The sequence below is a fragment of the Mesorhizobium tianshanense genome (genome assembly GCF_007830515.1).
Lineage (GTDB): Bacteria > Pseudomonadota > Alphaproteobacteria > Rhizobiales > Rhizobiaceae > Mesorhizobium > Mesorhizobium tianshanense.
Genome location: NZ_VLKT01000017.1, coordinates 78343 through 97859 on the forward strand (window position 1 = coordinate 78343; position 19517 = coordinate 97859).

Genomic DNA, 19517 nt, shown 5'->3' on the forward strand with positions numbered 1-19517 from the left:
ATTACTTCCCATGGAGCCAAAACTACCAAGCTCAGCCAAATCAGAACAAGCGAAACCTGCGTGTTGATTTTTCGTTCTCGTCGTCCGGGTCGACGCCGGGGTCGTCGGGCAGCCGGGCCAGTTCCTCCGCCGGTTCGACAGCTTCGGCATCCGGTGGCGCAGCGGCAAAGGCCGAGGCGGTAACCGGAGTGACATGGTCTTCGCCACCTTCCGATGCCGCAGCCGTGGTCTCGGCTGAAACAGCGGGGTTCAGCTCGATCACATTTTCCTTTGCCGGCTTGGTTGGCGCCGCAATGGTCGGGACCGGGGCGTCCGGCGCGTCCTCATCACTGTCGATGAGCTGGCCGAGCCGCTCCATCGGCGCCCGCCATTCGAAGGCGTCGAGCTTGCCGGTGATCGGCGATACCGGCGCCCAGCGTTCGGAGACGACGCCGTCGGCAACCCAGGCCGGATCGCGCGGTGCACGCACTGCCTTGGACAAAAGCTGCCGCACCTTGCCCTGGTCGCCGGTCTCGGCTTCCTCGATGTCGGCCAGCAGCAAATAGGCGCCCTCGCGGCGGTCCATGCGAATGGCAGCCTCGGCCTCCCGGCGGGCGGTTGAAAAATCATGCGCGTCGAGCGCGGCGCGCGCCACCGTCAGCGAGGATTCGGCGTGGTTCTTCTTCATCTCCTGCAGCTTCCTCGCCCGGTTCAGCCGGTCAAGCACGGCATCGCCGGGTCGGGCGTGGGTGTAAAGCTCGGCGATCTCCGGATGCGGCTCGGCCTTCCACGCCGCTTCCAGGATCTTCGAGCCCTTGCGGACATCGTTCTCCCGAAACAGCATTCTGGCGGCGGCGACGGCCGCCGCCGTGAAATCCGGCCGCAGCCGGTTGGCCTCGAGGGCGGCAGTCCTGGCGGCGTTGGGGTCGCTGTCGATCAGCGCCTGCGCCTTGGCGGTGAGTAGCACGGCGCGGCGCCGGTTGGCGGCGTCGCGCTCGATCTGCCGCGTCGATTTCTGCGCCTCGACCAGTTTCAGCGCCCCGTCCCAGTCGCCGCGCCCGGTCAGGTCTTCCAGCGTCGATTCGGCGGCCCAGGCCAGTTGCGGCGCCATAGCCGCGGCGCGCCCGGCATAGTGCCGCGCCGCGTTGCGGTCGCCGAGGCGCTCGGCCTCGAGATAAAGTCCGCGCAGGCCGAGCAGCCGCATTTCCGGATCGTCGAGCATGGTCTCGAACTTCTCGCGCGCGCCCTCGTGGTCGCCTTCGAGCAGCGAGGCCTGCGCCTCGAGCAGCTGGATCAGCGGCTCCTGGTCGGAGCGGATCAGCTTTGCCGCTTCCTTGGTCTTCTTGCGGGCAAGTGCCCCGTCACCGGCGCCGGCGGCGATCATGCCGGTCGACAGCGCCTGATAGCCACGATCGCGGCGGCGCACTCGGAAATAGCGCGAGATGGTGTAAGGGCTGTTCCACAGCGACTTGATCAGCCACCAGACGATCATCACCGCGGCAACGACGGCGACGACCGCCACCGCCGCCACCATCAGGCTGACCTGATATTGATAGCCGCTGAAGGTGACGACCATCTCGCCCGGCCGGTCGGCCAGCCAGGCGAAACCCAGCCCGAGCGCGAAAACGACGGCGAGGAAGAGGAGAATGCGAATCATCGGGTTTTCCTCATCACGCCTTCATCGCCCCGGCGATCAGTGCGTCGACCTGTGTCTCGACCTCGATCCGTGCCTTCAATTTGCCGGCAAACTCGGCTCCTGCGGCCTTGGCCGCCTCGGGCAGCGTATCGTATTCGCTGAGCGCCTTGGCGTAGTCGCCCTGGTTGACCGCCACCTCCATGCGCGCGACGGTTTCCGGCGCCCCGGCGCCTTCGACGGCACCGATCGGCCTGACCTTGACCAGCGATTCGGCGCTCGACAACAGGTTTTGCAGGAAGCCGGCATTCTGGTCGACGGGCGCCGAGGCAGCAACCATGGCATTGGCCGCGGCGGCCACCTCGGCGGCGATGTCCGCGCGTGTCGGAACGCCCTTTTCGGCGTGGGGACGCAAGATCGCGATCTCCGGCGCGTCCGGCGAAATCGCCGCGAAGGTTTCGAGTTCGGCCGCGAATGGCGCACCGCGGTCGAGTGCCGCCTTCAGCGCCGACGCGGCGATGGCGAGCGCGATCTTCGGCTGCCCCGCCTGTGCCTCGACCTTGCCGGAAAGCTGCGACACCGACTGTTCCAGCGCGGCAAGCCGGCTTTCCTGCGCCGTCGTCGCCTCGCCGGCGGATTTCACCGCCGCGTCGAGCCCGGCCAGCTTTTCGTTGAGCGGCCCGAGATCGGCCGGCGCTGTGTTGCCGGCCTCGCCGAGGGCCGCGACCGCCGTCTCGATCTGCCTGACCTTGTCGCCAAGCGCCTCAAACCCGGCGGTGTCGCCAGCCCCACCCTGCTCTACCGCCGATTTCAGCGCCGCGACATCCGCCTTGACCTGATCCAGCGCCGACGACAGCCCGTCCACCTCGGCCGACCCATCGCTGTTGCCGGCCGTGTCCTTGAGCCCGGCGATCTCGGTCTTCAGCGCGGCGATTTCACCATTGACGCCGTCGAGCGACACACCGCCCGAGCCTGGCGCGCCCAGCAGGCCGGCGAACTGCAGCCCTCCTGCTGCGGCGAGCGCGATGACGCCGCCGACGATGCCGGCAGCGATGCCGTTGATGCCGCCACGCTTCGGCTGCGCTGCCATATCGTCATTCCTCGTTTGGGCTTCTTTCGGCGCTTCCTCGCTTCCGCTGGCCCCCGTCCCGCTGGCCCCCGTCACACTGGCTTTGGCCGATGCGTCGTCGAAACTGTAGTCGAAGGCCCGATTCGCCGATGCCTCCGAGCCGGCCGGATAAGTCGATTTGGGCCCTTCAGGACCCCCGACGTTACCCTCTGCCGGCGGAACCGCGTCGGCATGTTCCCACGGCTCGAGATCGGTCTGGTCGGCATGCACCGGTTCGTCAGGAGCCTCCGGCTGCGAGGCTGCTTCCTCCACCTTCGCCTCCTCGGTCTGGGCTCCCTCGGCCTGGTCTCCCTCGGTCCGTGCCCCCTCAGTCCGTGCCTTGACGGCATCCTCGTCGGCAACGCGCGAGACGGCGCCGGGTTCGAGCTCGATGGTCACCGGCTCGCGACGGCTTTTCGAATGCCGCATCTTCGGCGTCTTGACCATGCTTTGGCTCCGCAAAAATTCGCTTCGGGATGGTTCAGAAAGGGTCTAGCACATCACCAAGCGGTGAAAAGGGGCGGCGTGATGACACGGGGGCTTCGAAGGATTGGCGTCGACACCGGAAATAAAAAAACCGCCTCGGCGGGCGGGTCGTTGGCGCAATCAGCACCACACAGAACTTACTAGCATAACTGCCGGCACAAAGTAAGAACAAATACGCTATACCTCAGGGCAATCGCCCAGCCCCTCATCGCCCTGCCGGCACCTTCTGCCCGGATAGGGCAGCGGCGGATGCTGGTCAGCGCCATGCCCGCAAAAGTCCCAGCAGCGCGTCTTCGCTGGGTTCCGGCGCAATGTGGATTTTTTTGCCGATGGCGTCGCCCAGGGCCGCGGCGATACGTCCGGACAGGGCGAAGAAACATGTGTTTTCAAAAAGCGCATGCAGCGCCGGCCGCCCGGTCAAGGCCTGCATCGCTGCCGCAGCCTTGGCCGAATAGAGCAGCACCGCTTCAACTGGCTGGCCGGACAGGCGCGCAAGGATTGCGGCGTCCGAATAGCCAGACGTAACGGTATCGTAGGTCTCGATGGTGCGGACGTTGATACAAGCGGCCCTCAGCCGCGCCTCGAACGCCGGAAACCGCACGCGTCCGCACAGATAGACGACCGTACCAGCCGCGAAGTTGCCGGCAAGCGCATCGGCCAGCGCCTCGGCATCGCCCGGGCCTTCGCTGACGGACGGGAATCCCGCCGCGCGGGCTGCTTCCGCCGTCCTTTTGCCGACGGCGTGACAGGGCAAGGCGGCGAGCGTCGCGATGATCTCCTTCGGCGCATGGCGCACGGCATTGGCACTGGTGACCGCGACGGCCACGGCATTGTCGGCGGCTGCATCGGCATCGACCGGCAGGGCCACCGTTTCTGTCAACGGCAACAGGACCGGCCGAAAACCTTGGTTCTCCAGCCGCTGTGCCGTGCGCGAGGCGCCCGGTTCCGGCCTCGTCACCAGGATGCGAACCATGTCAGGCCCAGCCGTCGAAGAATTTTTCGCCGGCCTTGGCTCGCACGGTCCTGGCGGCATCCTCGCCGATGCGGGCGGCCTCCTGTGCCGGGCCTTGCGCCTTGACCTCATGGGATTGCGTGCCGTCCGGCGAGATGATCAGCCCGGCGAAGAAGACCGTTCCGCCCGATATCGTCGCATGCCCGGCGATCGGCGTGCGGCACGACCCGTCGAGCGCCGCCAGGAAGGCGCGTTCGCAGGCCAGCGCCTGCCCGGTCGGTACGTCGTGGATCGCCGTCAGCATCCTTCCCACGTCGCGATCGCCGATGCGGCTTTCGATGCAGATGGCGCCTTGCCCCGGCGCCGGCGGAAAGATGTCGAGCGGCATCAGGTCGGTAATGATATCTTCGAGCCCGAGCCGCTTCAGCCCGGCATAAGCGAGGATGGTGCCGTCGGCGACGCCCTCGTCCAGCTTGCGCAGCCGCGTCTGCACATTGCCGCGGAACATCACCACATCGAGGTCCGGCCGCATGCGCCGGATCAGCGCCTGACGCCTGAGCGACGACGAGCCGACCTTCGCGCCCTGCGGCAGTTCGGCGATTGCTTTCGCCGCCTTGCCGACGAAAGCGTCGCGCGCGTCCTCGCGCGGCAGGAAGGCGGACAGTTCCAGTCCGTCGGGCAACACCGTCGGCATGTCCTTCGAGGAATGCACGGCGATGTCGATACGGCGCGCCAGCAGCGCTTCCTCGATCTCCTTGGTGAACAGTCCCTTGCCGCCGGCTTCCGACAGCGGCCGGTCCTGGATACGGTCGCCGCTGGTCGAGATGACGACCACTTCGAATGCCTGTTCCGGCATGCCGTGCGCGGCCATCAGCCGCGCCTGCGTTTCATGCGCCTGCGCCAGTGCCAGCGGGCTGCCGCGTGTTCCGATTTTCAAGGTTGTTTGCATGGCGCGCAGTCCGTGATAACCCCCGGCAGATTGAGGCCGTTTTCCGAGCTTTCTCCTAGCGGGGAAAGATCGGTTTGTACAATCTCTAGAGGCAGCGACGAATTGATCCGCGTTCTGGGCATTGAGACGAGTTGCGACGAGACAGCCGCCAGCGTGGTGGCGCTGGACGGTGATTCAACGCCCAGGATCTTGTCCGATATCGTGCTCAGCCAGATCGAGGAGCATGCCGCCTTCGGCGGCGTCGTGCCGGAGATCGCCGCGCGCGCCCATGTCGAGGCACTGGATGGCATCATCGAGGCAGCGCTTGCCGATTCGGGCGTCGATCTCGCCGACATCGACGCGATTGCCGCAACAGCCGGCCCCGGCCTGGTCGGCGGGCTGATCGTCGGGCTGATGACGGCGAAAGCCATTGCCGCGGCCGCGAACAAGCCGCTGATCGCCATCAACCACCTCGAAGGCCATGCGCTGACCGCGCGGCTGACCGACGGGCTCGATTTTCCCTACCTCCTGCTGCTGGTTTCCGGCGGCCACACGCAGATCGTGGCGGTGCGCGGCGTCGGCGACTACCAGCGCTGGGCGACGACCATCGACGATGCGCTCGGCGAAGCCTTCGACAAGACGGCCAAGATGCTCGGCCTGCCCTATCCCGGTGGGCCGAATGTCGAGAAGGCAGCGGCAGACGGCGATGCCACGCGCTTCGCCTTCCCGCGCCCGATGAAAGGCTCGGCGCAGCCGGATTTCTCCTTTTCCGGGCTGAAGACCGCCGTGCGCCAGGCAGCGACGGCCATTGCCCCGTTGAGCGACCAGGACGTCGCCGACATCTGCGCCTCGTTCCAGGCGGCGGTGGCGGATGCACTGGATGACCGTGTCTCGAGAGCGCTGAACCGATTCCGTCAGGAGTTTCCGGGCGAGGTGGAACCTGCGCTCGTTGTCGCTGGCGGCGTCGCCGCCAACCGGACGATCAAGGCGACACTGGAAGCCCTGTGCGAGAAAGCCGGTTTTGCCTTTGTCGCGCCGCCGCTCAAACTCTGCACCGACAATGCGGCGATGATCGCCTGGGCCGGCATCGAAAGGCTGCGCGCCGGCATATCAGGTGAGAACACCGCCGATTTCGTGCCGCGCTCGCGCTGGCCGCTGGACAGCATCTCCGCCCCGATGGTCGGTTCGGGCCGGCGTGGGGCCAAGGCATGACCGGCGGCGATGTGAGCAAGGCCACGAGCGGCTGGCGCGTCGCGGTTCTTGGCGGTGGCGCCTGGGGCACGGCGCTGGCGCTGGCCATGCTGCGCGCCGGCCATTCGGTCCGGCTGTTCGCGCGCGACCAGGAGACTGTTGAAGCGATCGGTCGCGGCGAAAATCCGCGCTATCTGCCCGGCATCGCGCTCGAGCCCGGCATCGACGCGACAAGCGATATCAAAGTGGCTCTTGCCGATGCGGACTGCGTGCTGGCGGTGGTTCCGGCACAGTCGCTGCGCGCCATGCTGACGGCGGCAAAAACCCATATGCCGAAGGGCGTCCCGCTGGTTCTCTGCGCCAAGGGCATCGAGCGTGACACCGGCGCATTGCTGTCGGCGATCGCTAGGGAGATCCTGCCCAAAAATCCGGTCGCCGCCCTGTCCGGCCCGAGCTTCGCCACCGACGTCGCAAGGGGTCTGCCGACGGCCGTGGTGGTCGCCGCCCGCGGCGAGGGCCTGGCGGCGGACCTTGCCGCCCGCTTTTCGGCCGAGAACCTGCGCTGCTATTCGAGCGATGATCTCATCGGCGTCGAGATCGGCGGCGCGCTGAAGAACGTCTTCGCCATCGCCGGCGGCGCCATCACCGGCGCTGGACTCGGCGCCAGTGCCCAAGCCGCGATGGTGACGCGCGGCTTCGTCGAATTGCGCCGCGTCGGCGCTGCATTTGGCGCAAAGCCGGAGACATTGATGGGGCTTTCCGGTCTCGGCGACCTGCTGCTCACCTGCTCGTCCGCCCAGTCGCGCAATTTCGCCTATGGGCTGGCGCTGGGGCAAGGCAAGCCGCTTGCCGGCCTGCCGCTGGCCGAAGGCGTGCCGACGGCGGCGATCGCCGCCCGCATCGTCACCGAACGCCGGATCGACGCGCCGATCATCACCGCCGTTGCTGCCATACTGGACGGCACGATCACCATCCGCCAGGCTGTGTCGGCATTGATGACTAGGCCGCTGAAGACCGAAACCGACGTGTAACCTCGACCAATCCGGAGATGGAAAGATGCTGTTTGCACTGATTTGCAAGGATAAGCCTGGAAGCCTGCAGGTGCGGCTCGATACGCGGCCCGAGCATGTTGCCTTCCTGGAAGGATTGAACGGCGAGAAGAAACTGGCTTTCGCCGGCCCGTTCCTCGATGCCGGCGGCAAGCCGAACGGCAGCCTCGTCGTGGTCGAGGCGCCCGATCCGGCCGCGGCAAAAGCCCTGTCGGCGGCGGACCCCTACGCCAAGGCCGGGCTGTTCGAAAGCGTCGAAATCCGGCAATGGAACTGGACCTTCAACAAGCCGGCTGCTAGCTAATTCCGGCTGCCAGGAGGAGCAAAACAATGAACTACTGGCTGTTCAAATCGGAACCCTCGGTCTTCTCCTTCGAGGCGCTGAAGGCGAAGGGCAAGGCCGGCACGCAATGGGACGGTGTGCGCAACTATGCGGCGCGCAACAACATGAAGGCGATGCAGATCGGCGATCTCGGCTTCTTCTACCATTCCAACGACGGGCTCGACGTGGTCGGCATCGCCGAGGTCTGCGCGCTGGCCCATCAGGACACCACCACTGACGATCCACGCTGGGAATGCGTCGATATCCGCGCCGTCAAGGATGTGCCGAAGCCGGTGACGCTGGAACAGGTCAAGGCCAATCCCAAGCTTGCCGACATGGCGCTGGTCCGGCTCGGACGGCTTTCCGTGCAGCCGGTGACGCCGGCCGAATGGAAAGAGGTCTGCCGCATGGGCGGCCTGACGCCGGCTCCGTGACGGCGCTGACGCCAAACAGCGCGAAAAACTTCATCCTCGACAACACGGTGCTGATGGCGCCGCCGCATGTGCCGGAGATCCTGCTGCATCTGGCCGACGAGGCGCATGAATTGTGGCAGCGGACCGAGGACGAGCTGGCCGAAATCGGCCTGCCGCCGCCCTTCTGGGCCTTCGCCTGGGCCGGCGGCCAGGGTCTTTCCCGCTACATCCTCGACAATCCGTCTGACGTGCACGGCAAGCGCGTGCTCGACTTCGCCTCCGGTTCCGGCCTTGTCGCCATTGCAGCAGTGAAGGCCGGCGCGGCAGAGGTGATCGCCGCCGACATCGACCCGTTCTGCGCGACAGCGATCCGCCTCAATGCCGAGGCCAATGGTGTCGGGATAGAGTTTCTGAGTACCGACTGCATCGGAACCGATGCCGGCTGGGATGTGGTTCTGGCCGGCGACGTCTTCTACGACAGGTCCTTCGCCGACAGGCTGATGCCGTGGTTCGCAATGCTGAAGGCGCGCGGCGCCGACATCCTAGTCGGCGATCCCGGCCGCTCCTACATGCCGAAAGCAGGGCTGCAGCCGCTTGCCGTCTACGAGGTGGCGGTAACCAGGGAGCTGGAAGATTCCCTGGTCAAGCGCACCACCGTCTGGCGCTTTGCTTGACGGCACCGCCGAACCGGCGTTCCATCGCGCTTCGATTTTGAGAATACGCATGTCGTAGTCCCAAACCCGCTTGGCACTTTTGGGCGACATGCTTCCGGGGAGGAAAATGCATGGATTTTTCAGCGGTGAACTGGCTGGCGGTTGTCGTCGCCGTCGTGGTGGCGTGGTTGTTCGGCGCCGCCTGGTACATGGCCTTGAGCAAGCTGTGGCTCAAGGCCGCCAAGCTTGATCCTGCGACCATGAATAAATCGCCGCTGCCCTTCGTCATCAGCTTCATCGCGGAACTTGTCATGGCGTTGGTCATGTCGCTGGTCATCGGCGCCATGACCGGTGGCGAACCGAGCCTCCTTGCCGGACTGGTCTTCGGCTTCGTTCTCTGGCTCGGATTCGTCGCCACGACGCTATCCGTCAATCATCGCTACGAAGGTTTCGGCTGGGACCTGACCGTCATAGACTGCGGCCACTGGCTTGGCGTGCTGCTTATCATCGGCGCGGTGATCGGCTGGTTCGGAGCAGCGGCAGTCTGAGTCAGTGCATGTCACCCAAAAGCACGCCTTCGAACACCCCGTGTAAGTGTTCGCCAAATCACGTCGGCGTCTTCGTGACTTCGTTGAGAAGCCATTCGCGAAAGGCGACGATGCGAGGCTCATCGGCGACGCTCTTGGGGTAGACCAGGAAATAGGCGAATTCGGGCGCCACCTTCATGCCCAGTTCAAAGGGACGCACCAGCCTGCCCTCGGAAAGGTCGTTTGCCACCATGGCGAAATCGGCGAGCGCGACGGCATTGCCGTCGAGTGCAGCCTGAACGACATCCGAGGACGTGCCGAAGACGAGCGTTCGGCTGTCGTCGAAATCGTCGACGCCGGCCGCCGCCATCCACATGCGCCAGTTCGGCCACGTCACGCCCTGTCGCGCCCACTCGATATGGGCGAGCGTGTGATGGAACAGGTCGCGCGGCTCCTTCAGCGGCGGCCCCGCCCGCAGTAACGCCGGACTGCAGACAGGAACGATGACGTTGTCGAACAGCCGGTGGGCGCAAAGGCCCGGATATTTTCCGGCGCCGAAACGGATGCCGACATCGACGTCGTCCAGGTCGAAATCGCGCAATTCGGAGGCTATGTCGAAGCGGAGCTCGACACCGGGTTGATGCTTGCGAAAGTCGTCGACGCGCCGCATCAGCCATTTTGTCGCGAACTGGGCATCGAGGGTCACTTTCAGCAGCGACGTTCCGCGCGCTGTCTTGTGCGCCCGTGAAACGGCACGGCCGAGCAGGTCGAGCGCGTCGGTCGCGGCCTCGAACAGCACCGCGCCCGCTTCGGTCAGCCGGATGGTGCGGCTGGTGCGCGTGAAGAGCACGATGCCGAGTTGATCCTCGATTTCCTTGATCCGGTGGCTGACCGCGGCCGGCGTCAGGCCGAGCTCGTCGGCGGCGCGGGTGAAATTGAGGTGCCGGGCGGCTGCTTCCAGCGTCCTCAAGGCACGGGTTCCGGGCAGCAGGCGGGCCATCAGCGCGGAATGACTTTTGGCAGGATCATTGCTCTCGATCCACAAATAAAACTTGATGATTGAGAAAAAACTACTCGTTTCCCCCTTAAATTTCAATCCGGCATAATGGGATCATCGATAAACCATCAAACCGGACTTGATGTTCGGATAGAAGGAGTCACGTCATGTCCCACATCGTCTTGAAGTCTCCGGCCACCGGGCCAATCTGGCTGCGGGCGGCAATTGAGTGGTTCCACCACGCGAAAATCGCGCTCCATCTCCCGCATGAGCTTCCGCATGAAAACGTCGAGGATCTTTCGGATCGCCAATTGCGCGACATCGGCGCCGAACGAAAGGATGTCGCGCGTGCGACGGACCGGGAACTCGGCCGGCTGGGTCTGCTCGACATCGGCTGGCAGCGGCCGAGGTAGGGGAGTAGGGGAAGCTAAGCGGCGCGTTCGCGCAATCTTACCGACACTTGCTATTCCCCTATTCCCTATTCCCCTATTCCCCTATTCCCTTACTCCCTACCTCACCACCCTCACCACCGTCCGATCCGACAGCAGCGGCAACAGCCGGGCCATCGTGCGTGCCGTCACCGCCACACAACCTTGCGTTGGCGTGAAGCCGGGGCGCGCGAGATGAAAGAAGATGGCGCTGCCGCGCCCGCGGCGACGCGGCGAAATGTTCCAGTCGAGCACCAGGCAGGCATCATAGAGCCGGTCGGCGCGCAGCATCCGCTCGTGGCTGGCGCCATAGGGAATCCTGACCGGACGATTGTAGTTGCGATCATCAGGCACTTCGCACCAGCCGAGATCGGGGCCGATCGGCGCCATCTCCAGCCGGGTTTTGCGGCCGCCGGAAAAATGATCGCTACGGAAATACCCCGACAGGATCCGCATCGAACCAAGCGGCGTGGCACCGTCGCCTTCGCGTTTGCCGGCCGATATGCCGCCGCGTCCCAGCGCACATGAAAACACCAGTCCGCCGGCCTGCAGGAGCCCTTGGCTGGCCTGGCCGGGCCTGGCGCGCACCGTGAGCACACGAAGCCCTTTTCGCAAAAATGCGCTCGCCTCATTGCGCGCGCGTTTTTTCTTGTATGATCGTGCCACGGAACAAATCACTGTGATCGGCTGTTGTGCCGGTCAGCTTCCGCATAAACAGGTAGCGGTCAACTGAATTTTCTTTTCAAAACAACGGATTGATCCATGACTTCACGCACCATTCTGATCGTCGATGACGATGACGACCTGCGCGGCACACTCGTCGAGCAATTGTCTCTCTACGAGGAATTTGACGTCCTGCAGGAATCAAACGCCGCCAAAGGCGTCGCCGCGGCACGCGGCGGCCTCGTCGACCTGCTCATTATGGATGTCGGTCTGCCTGACATGGACGGCCGGGAGGCGGTGAAGATCCTGCGCAAGGGCGGCTACAAGTCGCCCATCATCATGCTGACCGGACACGACACCGATTCGGACACGATTCTCGGCCTCGAAGCCGGCGCCAACGACTATGTGACCAAGCCGTTCCGTTTCGCGGTTCTTTTGGCCCGCATCCGTGCGCAGCTTCGCCAGCATGAGCAGAGCGAAGACGCCACCTTTTCGGTCGGCCCCTACACTTTCAAGCCCAGCCAGAAGCTTCTGATCGACCAGCGCGGCGCCAAGGTGCGGCTGACCGAGAAGGAGGCCTCGATCATCAAATATCTCTACCGCGCCGACCAGAAGGTAGTGACGCGCGACGTGCTGCTCGAAGAAGTGTGGGGCTACAATTCCGGCGTCACCACGCACACGCTGGAAACTCACGTCTACCGGCTGCGCCAGAAGATCGAGCGCGATCCTTCCAATGCGGAAATTCTTGTGACAGAAAGCGGCGGCTACAAGCTGGTTCCTTAAACATTTCATTATCCAATGAGCGGTCGGGGCGGGACCGCTTTCGGGTGCGGTCCTGAGACTGGAGGTGGTTCTGGACCGAACTGACGCATCGGCCCAAAGATCGGAATCGATTTTTGGAAAGCACGATGCGTCGATTCAAAGTGTTAGAGTGTCCTTTGCGCGTCCAAGCCGCGCGGCGCTCTAAGGGAGGGATTGGACTGACCGTTCGGGGACATAGCTAGATGGCGCTGGATGACGACATCCGCATCCTGTCCACCGTGAGGCTCTTCGAGGGCTTCACGCAGGAACAGTTGCGTTTGCTCGCCTTCGGCGCGGAAACCACCGAGCTGCAGGCCGACCACAAGCTTTACCGCGAGGACGACGAGGCCGATTGCGCCTATATCGTGGTCAGCGGGCGCATCGTCCTCTATCGCGAGCAGGATGGCGACCGCATCCCGATAGGCACGGCCGGCCCCGGTACCATGTTGAGCGAACTGGCGCTGATCGCCGACACCAACCGGCTGACCAGCGCATCCGCCGCGATCGATTCGGAAGTGCTGCGGCTCAGCCGCAAGATGTTCCGCCGCATCCTGGAGGAATATCCCGATATCGCTGTCCATCTGCACCAGCGCATCTCCGAGGATTTTCAGGCGATGATCCGCCGCATCGAGAAGCTGGCGCCGCGTTTCGAGACCTGAGTGGGCGGTATCTTCCGTACGCCGGAGGGACAGCGCCGGACAGCGCCCCCTCTGTCCCGCTGGCATCTCGCAAGATTGCACCGTTGCGGCGCTCAAAAGGAACGGCATGGATCCTCGGGTCTACGCGGTTCGCTTCGCTCCCGCTCCGCCCGAGGACGACGAAGCCGTGGAGGCCTACGCCAGGTCGAAGCGCGCAATCACCGGCACATGGTCCGACGGCCGTTCCCAGCCGCGCGCCGGCCGCAGGATTTCGTAGCCGGCAAAGCTCGGCACTAGGTTTGGCGACGACCAGACATGGTCGAGCCGCCGGCCGCGATCCGATGCTTGCCAATCCTGCGCGCGGTAGCTCCACCAAGTATAGAGCTTCTGCTCATAAGGCACGTTTAGCCGCATCAGGTCGACCCAGTCGCCGGCGAGCCGCATCGCCTCGAAACTCTCCGTCTCGACCGGCGTATGGCTGACCACCTTCAAGAGCTGCTTGTGCGACCAGACATCATGTTCGAGCGGCGCGATGTTGAGGTCGCCGACCAGGATCGAGCCGGACACGTCGTCGTGCTCGGCGCGAATGGCGTTCATCTCGGCGACGAAATCCAGCTTGTGCCTGAACTTGCGGTTGATGAGGGGGTCGGGCTCGTCGCCGCCGGCCGGAACGTAGAAATTATGCAGCAGGATCGCCTTGCCGCCGGCGCGGATGGTGACCGACAGATGCCGGCAGTCCTCGATCTCGCAGAAGCGGCGCTTTTCGACGATCTCGATCGGCCGGCGTGCCACCGTCGCCACGCCGTGATAGCCCTTCTGGCCATGGAAGGCGATGTGCTCGTAGCCGAGCTTGCGGAAGGCTTTTTCCGGAAACAGCTCGTCCGGGACTTTGGTTTCCTGCAGGCAGAGCACGTCGGGTGCCTGTTCGACAAGCAGGCGCTCGACGATGGGCATGCGCAAGCGGACGGAATTGATGTTCCAGGTGGCGATGGAAAAGGGCATGCACAGAATCCGGGAGCAGCGCACATGACCCGCCAGGTGGTTCCGACGGGAATGACGCCTTTTGAAAAATCGATCCCGGAAACTACTGCCAGCCGCGCACCGCAAAAACAAGCCAGCCCACGCTCGAAGCGCTGCCCAGGCTGGCACCAGGGTTCGCCGAGATTCAGGTCAGGCCAAGCCGAGAATGGCGGATTTCGAGAACCGGAGCGGAGCGTACTTAAAGTACGTGAGCACCGGCCTACGCCGGCCGTAGCCTTAACTGCCACGACCGCTCATGAGTGCTTGGGCCGGCGAAGGCCGGAAGCGCAGGAAAACTCCATTCGCAGGCCGGCCTCGCCTGAATAACAGCGGACCCTAGCGCGACTTGGTGTTCAGCTCGCGATTTGCCGTATAGTCGATGGCAAAGGTGTCGGGGGAGAAACGCACACCTTCCCTAACGTTGAAGATCATCACCGTGGTGTCCTTGCCTTGCGCGTCGGTGATGGTCCACTGGCGCAATTCGTAGGATTTGGGATCGAACATCATCGTGATCCTCGAATTGCCGAACACCGACTTGTCGGCAAGCTGGATGGTGGTGAGGTCGTTCTCCTCCTTGACGCTTCTGACGCGGCCGCCGGAGAGGTCGATCCTGGTGTCGAGCAGCAGCTTCAGCGGCGTCTTCGACAACGGATACAGATCGGACGTTTTCAGCCTCTTGTTGAGGATGACCACCGACTTGCCGTCGGAAATCACCCTGAAATTCGAGGCCCCGTCATAGTTGAAGCGGATCTTGCCCGGCCGTTCCAGAAAGAACTTGCCGCCGGTCTGCTCGCCCTTGGGTCCAAACTGCACGAACTCGCCGGTCATCGATTTGACCGAGGAGAAATGGTCGGCGATCTTCTGCGCCGCCGGCGGCACCGCTGCTTGCGCCGACGCCAGCAACTGGACGCCGGGCACGACATTGATGGCTGCCGCGCCGGCAAGGACCACGCCGAGGCCAAGCACCTGGCGGCGGGTCGGGGCAAAATCACTGATCGGGTCAAAGGAAGAGTTTTTCATACCGGTCACTCTCATCTGGTTCATATAGTGTCGCAGTCCCTTGGCCCCCAGTTGGGCTTAAGTTTGGCGGCCCGGACAGCGCTCAGTCGCAGCAACGCGCCAAAAGGTTCAAAGTTGCCGTCACCGACGTTGCACCCCGGGCAGACCCTGGTGGATCTTCCCGGATCGGATCAGAACTTGTCCTCCTCCGTCGGCACCAGGATCTCGCGTTTTCCGGCGTGGTTGGCCGGGCCGACAATGCCTTCCTTCTCCATCTTCTCGATGATCGAAGCGGCGCGGTTGTAGCCGATGCCGAGCCGGCGCTGGATGTAGCTGGTCGAGGCCTTGCCGTCGCGCAGCACCACGGCAACCGCCTGGTCGTAGGGATCGTCGGAATCCTCGAAATTGCCGCCGCCACCGCCTGAACCGCCCCTGCCCGACGGCTCGTCGTCATCCTCGCCTTCATCCTCGGTGATGGCGTCGAGATATTCCGGCACGCCCTGCAGCTTCAGATGCGCGACGATCCTCTCGACCTCGTCGTCGGAAACGAAGGGACCGTGTACGCGCTGGATGCGGCCGCCGCCGGCCATGTAGAGCATGTCGCCCATGCCGAGCAGCTGCTCGGCGCCCTGCTCGCCCAGGATGGTGCGGCTGTCGATCTTCGACGTCACCTGGAAGGAGATGCGGGTCGGGAAATTGGCTTTGATCGTGCCGGTGATGACATCGACCGACGGCCGCTGCGTCGCCATGATGACGTGGATGCCGGCGGCGCGCGCCATCTGCGCCAGGCGCTGCACCGCGCCTTCGATATCCTTGCCGGCGACCATCATCAGGTCGGCCATCTCGTCGATGATGACGACGATGTAGGGCATCGGCTCGAGATCGAGGTTTTCCGTCTCGTAGATCGCCTCGCCGGTCTGGCGGTCGAAGCCGGTCTGCACGGTGCGCGAGATTTTCTCGCCTTTCTTCTCCGCCTGTTGCACGCGCGCGTTGAAGCCGTCGATGTTGCGGACGCCGACCTTCGACATCTTGCGATAGCGATCCTCCATCTCGCGCACGGTCCATTTCAGCGCCACCACTGCCTTCTTCGGATCGGTGACGACAGGCGTCAGCAGATGCGGGATGCCGTCATAGACCGAGAGCTCCAGCATCTTCGGGTCGATCATGATCAGCCGGCAGTCCTGCGGTGTCAGCCGGTAGAGCAGCGACAGGATCATGGTGTTGATGGCGACCGATTTGCCAGAGCCGGTGGTGCCGGCGACCAGCACGTGCGGCATCTTGGCGATGTCGACGATAACCGCCTCGCCATTGATGGTCTTGCCCAGCGCCAGCGCCAGCTTGGCCTTGGTGGTCTCGAAATCGCGGCTGGCCATGATCTCCCTGAGATAGACGGTCTCGCGCTTGGCGTTCGGCAGCTCGATGCCGATGGCGTTGCGGCCAGGTACCACGGCGACGCGGCAGGCGATCGCGCTCATCGAGCGCGCGATGTCGTCGGACAGGCCTATGACCCGCGACGATTTGATGCCAGGCGCTGGTTCCAGCTCATAGAGCGTGACGACCGGACCGGGGCGGACATGGATGATCTCGCCTTTGACGCCGAAATCCTCCAGCACGCCCTCGAGCAGGCGGGCATTCTGCTCCAGCGCATCCTTGGACAAGCTGGCGTCGCGCACGACGTTCTTCGGTTCGGACAGGAAATGCAGCGACGGCATTTCGAATTTTTCGGAGCCGATCAGCGAGGTCTGCGCCTCGCGCTGGACGCGGGCGCCCGGCACGGGCCGGGGCGCCGGCGCCGCGACGCGCGTCGCGGCATTGGGCGTGGCGCGACGCTGACCGGTAGGCTCCGGCGCAAAATCCATGTCGTCATCGTCGAAGACATCGGCGTCGTCGGGATCGAGCGAGACGCTGCGGTCATTGACCATGGCGGCGAAGAATTCCGGCTCGACGCGGGCGCGCCCATCGGCACTCATCCGCGCTTCGGCGAATTCGGCCGATTCGACCCTCTCGGCAGCGCGCCGCCAGGCGCTGGCGCGCGGTTCCATCTCCGGTTCGAAATCGTCGCGCTCCTGGCGGCGCGCGGCACGGCGGCGCAAATAGGCGCGCAACGACAGCCACCAATGCGTGATCGCGCCAAGCGCCAGAATGCCCTCGTCGCCTTCGTCCTCGTCATTGTCGAAAAGCAGGTCGTCCTGGTCTCGGGTATCGGGTTCGGCCGGCTGCTCCAGGACGGCGAAACCGTTCTTACGTGCGATCAGCGCCGAGCCATAGGCAAACAGCCACAGTGCCGGCGCAGCCAGAAGCACGGCAAGCACGCTGGCGATGAGACCGGTCGGATAGCCGCCGACGACGAGACCGGGAATCTTGAGCACCATGTCGCCGAACACGCCGCCGAGGCCGGTCGGCAGCGGCCAGGTCTGGGGCGGCACCACGCAGCCGGCGATGGCCGCGGCAAGCACCGCGTAGCCGAACCAGGCGAGCCCGCGCTTCGGCAACCTGTCGACGCCGCGCGCCGAAAACAGCAGAAATCCCCAGATCACCGCCGGCACCAGCGCCGCGACGGCGGCGAGGCCGAAGAACTGCATGGCAAGGTCGGAAAAGACAGCGCCCGCATAGCCCATGGCGTTGGTGACGATGTTGCCGGTGGCGTGGGAGAAGCTTGGATCGGCGACGTTCCAGGTGGCGAGGCTGGCGACACCGAAGGCGACCAGCGCAAACAGCCCGGCGCCGACCAGTCGGCCCACCTGACGCCGCGCGAACGCCCGGATGCCGTGCCCCGTATCGGCCAGCGCGAGCGGTGCTGAAGCCCCTGAACGCATGCTCTTCCCCGTCTGTCGTTGCCCGGCCGGACGCGTGCGCGCAACGCGGCGGATTCGGGCACCAGACTATCGGCGGGAAGGTTAAGGCCGCATTAACCATGGGTGCGTGCCGGCATCTCCGGGTGGAAAAGCGGTCACAAAAATGGCGGGCACGCTGGCCCGCCATCATTTGGGTCGCCAGGTCGATCAAGCCTCAGCCTGATCGCCAGACCTTAGAGCGCGCGTCCTGTTGGACGCCCAAAGGCCGCCCAACACTTTAATTGACGCATTTTCGCACTAGTTGGCGCTGCCGAGCGCCTGCACGTTCGCGCAGAACTCGGCATACGGCTTTCCGGCGGCGCGGCGGCGCACAACAAAAAAGAGGCCCGGTGCATGTCCGGGCCTCAGGGCGCGAGCCCCTTTCGGGAGCGTCGCGACGGGATGGGAGGATGCGGGGCAGCCAAGGCCCGCCCCGCACAGGACTTACGGATGATAGGCCGCTTCGCCATGCGAGGTGAGGTCGAGCCCTTCACGCTCTGCATCGGCTGTCGGACGCAGGCCTACGATCATATCGACGATCTTGTAGAGGATGGCGCTGCCGATACCCGACCACAGGACGGTTACCAGGACACCCTTGAACTGCGACCACAGCTGGGTGGCCGTTCCGGCATAGCCGGCGGCGAAGTCGGCCGTCGAATAATCGACGATGCCGGCGCCGCCGAGCGCGGGATTGACCAGGATGCCGGTGCCGAGCGCGCCGATGATGCCGCCGATGCAGTGGATGCCGAAGACATCGAGGCTGTCGTCATAGCCGAACTTGTTCTTCACGACCGAGACGAAGAAGTAGCAGCCACAGGTGGCGACGATGCCGAGCACGATGGCGCCCATCGGTCCGGCAAAGCCGGCAGCGGGCGTGACGGCGACAAGGCCGGTAACAGCGCCCGAAACCGCGCCAAGCATGGACGCTTTGCCGCGCAGCAGCGTTTCAAGCACGATCCAGGTCACTGCCGCCGCCGCTGTGGCGACGAAGGTGTTGATCATCGCCAGCACCGCATAGGCGTTGGCTTCGAGGTTCGAACCGGCGTTGAAGCCGAACCAGCCGACCCACAGCAGCGAAGCGCCGACCATGGTCAGCGTCATCGAGTGCGGCGCCATGATGTCCTTGTTGTAGCCGATGCGCTTGCCGATCATGAGCGCACCGACGATGCCGGCGATGCCCGCATTGATGTGAACGACCGTGCCGCCGGCGAAGTCGACGGCACCGAAGCCGAAGATGAGCCCGGACGGGTCGCCATAAGCGCTCGGGCCGCCCCAGAACCAGACCATGTGCGCGATCGGGAAGTAGACGAACGTCACCCAGAGGATGGTGAAAAGGATCACGGCGGAGAACTTGATGCGTTCGGCGAAGGCGCCGACGATCAGGGCAGGCGTGATGCAGGCGAAGGTCATCTGGAAGATGACGAACACCAGTTCAGGAATGGCGACGCCCTTGGTGAAGGTTTCCGACAGCGTCGTCACGTCGACGCCGGCGAGAAACATCTTGGAAAGGCCGCCGATGAAGGCATTGCCGGGGGTGAAGGCAAGGCTGTAGCCGTAGAAAACCCAGACGATCATGACCACGCTGGTGATGGTGAAGACCTGCATCAGCACCGACAGCATATTCTTGGCGCGAACCAGGCCGCCGTAAAAAAGAGCAAGGCCGGGAATGGTCATCAACAGCACCAGAATGGTGGAAAGCATCATCCACGTCGTGTCGCCCTTGTCGACGGTAAAGGTCGGCGCCGCTGGCGCTGCCGCTTCGGCGGCCGGCGCCGCTTCCTGTGCGAAAGCGGCAATCGTGCCCAAGGCTCCAAGCGTAAACGCGCCCAGCAGCGCAGTGCGCGCCGCCGACTTCAAAGTAGAAGGAATATTCATTGAACTCTCCATTGGAATACG

General features: G+C 64.4%; 19 protein-coding genes. 9 read left to right on the forward strand and 10 right to left on the reverse strand.

The features are described 5' to 3' along the window. Window positions 1–40: 40 nt before the first annotated feature. From IQ26_RS15350 to hemC, 4 genes are all read right to left on the reverse strand, one after another. Window positions 41–1636, reverse strand: coding sequence for a heme biosynthesis protein HemY (locus IQ26_RS15350; protein ID WP_145718613.1), 1596 nt, complete (start codon window positions 1634–1636; stop codon window positions 41–43). Window positions 1637–1649: 13 nt separating this feature from the next. Next, window positions 1650–3167 carry a COG4223 family protein gene (locus IQ26_RS15355; RefSeq protein ID WP_145718615.1) on the reverse strand — a complete coding sequence of 506 codons (1518 nt, stop codon included), beginning with the start codon at window positions 3165–3167 and terminating at the stop codon, window positions 1650–1652. 295 nt (window positions 3168–3462) lie between these two features. Continuing rightward, on the reverse strand, window positions 3463–4179 hold the full coding sequence (locus IQ26_RS15360) for a uroporphyrinogen-III synthase (protein ID WP_145718618.1): 717 nt from the start codon (window positions 4177–4179) through the stop codon (window positions 3463–3465). 1 nt (window position 4180) lies between these two features. Further along, a complete protein-coding gene (gene hemC / locus IQ26_RS15365; RefSeq protein ID WP_145718619.1) occupies window positions 4181–5107 on the reverse strand; it encodes a hydroxymethylbilane synthase in 927 nt (308 codons plus the stop codon). A 105-nt stretch (window positions 5108–5212) separates the two neighbouring features. Here hemC and tsaD point away from each other — a divergent pair, with 105 nt between their 5' ends. From tsaD to IQ26_RS15395, 6 genes are all read left to right on the forward strand, one after another. After that, window positions 5213–6298 carry a tRNA (adenosine(37)-N6)-threonylcarbamoyltransferase complex transferase subunit TsaD gene (gene tsaD / locus IQ26_RS15370; protein WP_208760165.1) on the forward strand — a complete coding sequence of 362 codons (1086 nt, stop codon included), beginning with the start codon at window positions 5213–5215 and terminating at the stop codon, window positions 6296–6298. After that, a complete protein-coding gene (locus IQ26_RS15375; RefSeq protein WP_145718624.1) occupies window positions 6295–7308 on the forward strand; it encodes an NAD(P)H-dependent glycerol-3-phosphate dehydrogenase in 1014 nt (337 codons plus the stop codon). Before tsaD ends, IQ26_RS15375 begins: the two co-directional genes overlap by 4 nt. Window positions 7309–7333: 25 nt before the next feature. Beyond that, window positions 7334–7630, forward strand: coding sequence for a YciI-like protein (locus tag IQ26_RS15380; protein WP_145718626.1), 297 nt, complete (start codon window positions 7334–7336; stop codon window positions 7628–7630). 26 nt (window positions 7631–7656) lie between these two features. Beyond that, a complete protein-coding gene (locus IQ26_RS15385; protein WP_145718628.1) occupies window positions 7657–8082 on the forward strand; it encodes an EVE domain-containing protein in 426 nt (141 codons plus the stop codon). Then, window positions 8037–8735, forward strand: coding sequence for a class I SAM-dependent methyltransferase (locus IQ26_RS15390; RefSeq protein ID WP_208760164.1), 699 nt, complete (start codon window positions 8037–8039; stop codon window positions 8733–8735). The genes IQ26_RS15385 and IQ26_RS15390 overlap by 46 nt, the downstream gene beginning before the upstream one ends. A 110-nt stretch (window positions 8736–8845) precedes the next feature. Next, window positions 8846–9262: a DUF1761 domain-containing protein gene (locus IQ26_RS15395; RefSeq protein WP_145718630.1), complete on the forward strand. Its 417-nt coding sequence runs from the start codon at window positions 8846–8848 to the stop codon at window positions 9260–9262. Window positions 9263–9320: 58 nt separating this feature from the next. Here IQ26_RS15395 and gcvA read toward each other — a convergent pair whose 3' ends face one another. Next, on the reverse strand, window positions 9321–10241 hold the full coding sequence (gene gcvA / locus IQ26_RS15400; RefSeq protein WP_145718632.1) for a transcriptional regulator GcvA: 921 nt from the start codon (window positions 10239–10241) through the stop codon (window positions 9321–9323). A 164-nt stretch (window positions 10242–10405) separates the two neighbouring features. On the opposite strand from gcvA, the gene IQ26_RS15405 reads away from it, so the two are divergent. Next, complete coding sequence (locus IQ26_RS15405; RefSeq protein WP_145718634.1) at window positions 10406–10651, forward strand: hypothetical protein; 246 nt, start codon at window positions 10406–10408, stop codon at window positions 10649–10651. 96 nt (window positions 10652–10747) lie between these two features. Here IQ26_RS15405 and IQ26_RS15410 read toward each other — a convergent pair whose 3' ends face one another. Next, window positions 10748–11281 (reverse strand): L,D-transpeptidase family protein, encoded by a 534-nt coding sequence (locus IQ26_RS15410; RefSeq protein ID WP_407660308.1) that lies wholly within the window; start codon window positions 11279–11281, stop codon window positions 10748–10750. 147 nt (window positions 11282–11428) lie between these two features. On the opposite strand from IQ26_RS15410, the gene IQ26_RS15415 reads away from it, so the two are divergent. After that, a complete protein-coding gene (locus IQ26_RS15415; RefSeq protein ID WP_126035911.1) occupies window positions 11429–12112 on the forward strand; it encodes a response regulator transcription factor in 684 nt (227 codons plus the stop codon). A gap of 221 nt (window positions 12113–12333) precedes the next feature. After that, entirely contained in the window at window positions 12334–12789 is a 456-nt protein-coding gene (locus tag IQ26_RS15420) for a cyclic nucleotide-binding domain-containing protein (protein ID WP_145718638.1), read from the forward strand. A gap of 174 nt (window positions 12790–12963) precedes the next feature. Here the strand turns inward: IQ26_RS15420 and IQ26_RS15425 are convergent, their stop codons facing one another. The 4 genes from IQ26_RS15425 to IQ26_RS15440 all read right to left on the reverse strand — a co-directional run bounded on the left by IQ26_RS15425 (window position 12964) and on the right by IQ26_RS15440 (window position 19496). Further along, window positions 12964–13770 carry an exodeoxyribonuclease III gene (locus IQ26_RS15425; protein WP_145718640.1) on the reverse strand — a complete coding sequence of 269 codons (807 nt, stop codon included), beginning with the start codon at window positions 13768–13770 and terminating at the stop codon, window positions 12964–12966. 354 nt (window positions 13771–14124) lie between these two features. Further along, window positions 14125–14808 (reverse strand): outer membrane lipoprotein carrier protein LolA, encoded by a 684-nt coding sequence (locus tag IQ26_RS15430; protein ID WP_145718642.1) that lies wholly within the window; start codon window positions 14806–14808, stop codon window positions 14125–14127. Window positions 14809–14978: 170 nt separating this feature from the next. Next, window positions 14979–17603, reverse strand: coding sequence for an FtsK/SpoIIIE family DNA translocase (locus IQ26_RS15435; RefSeq protein ID WP_145718644.1), 2625 nt, complete (start codon window positions 17601–17603; stop codon window positions 14979–14981). 462 nt (window positions 17604–18065) lie between these two features. Beyond that, complete coding sequence (locus IQ26_RS15440; protein ID WP_145718646.1) at window positions 18066–19496, reverse strand: ammonium transporter; 1431 nt, start codon at window positions 19494–19496, stop codon at window positions 18066–18068. Between the last annotated feature and the right edge of the window lie 21 nt (window positions 19497–19517).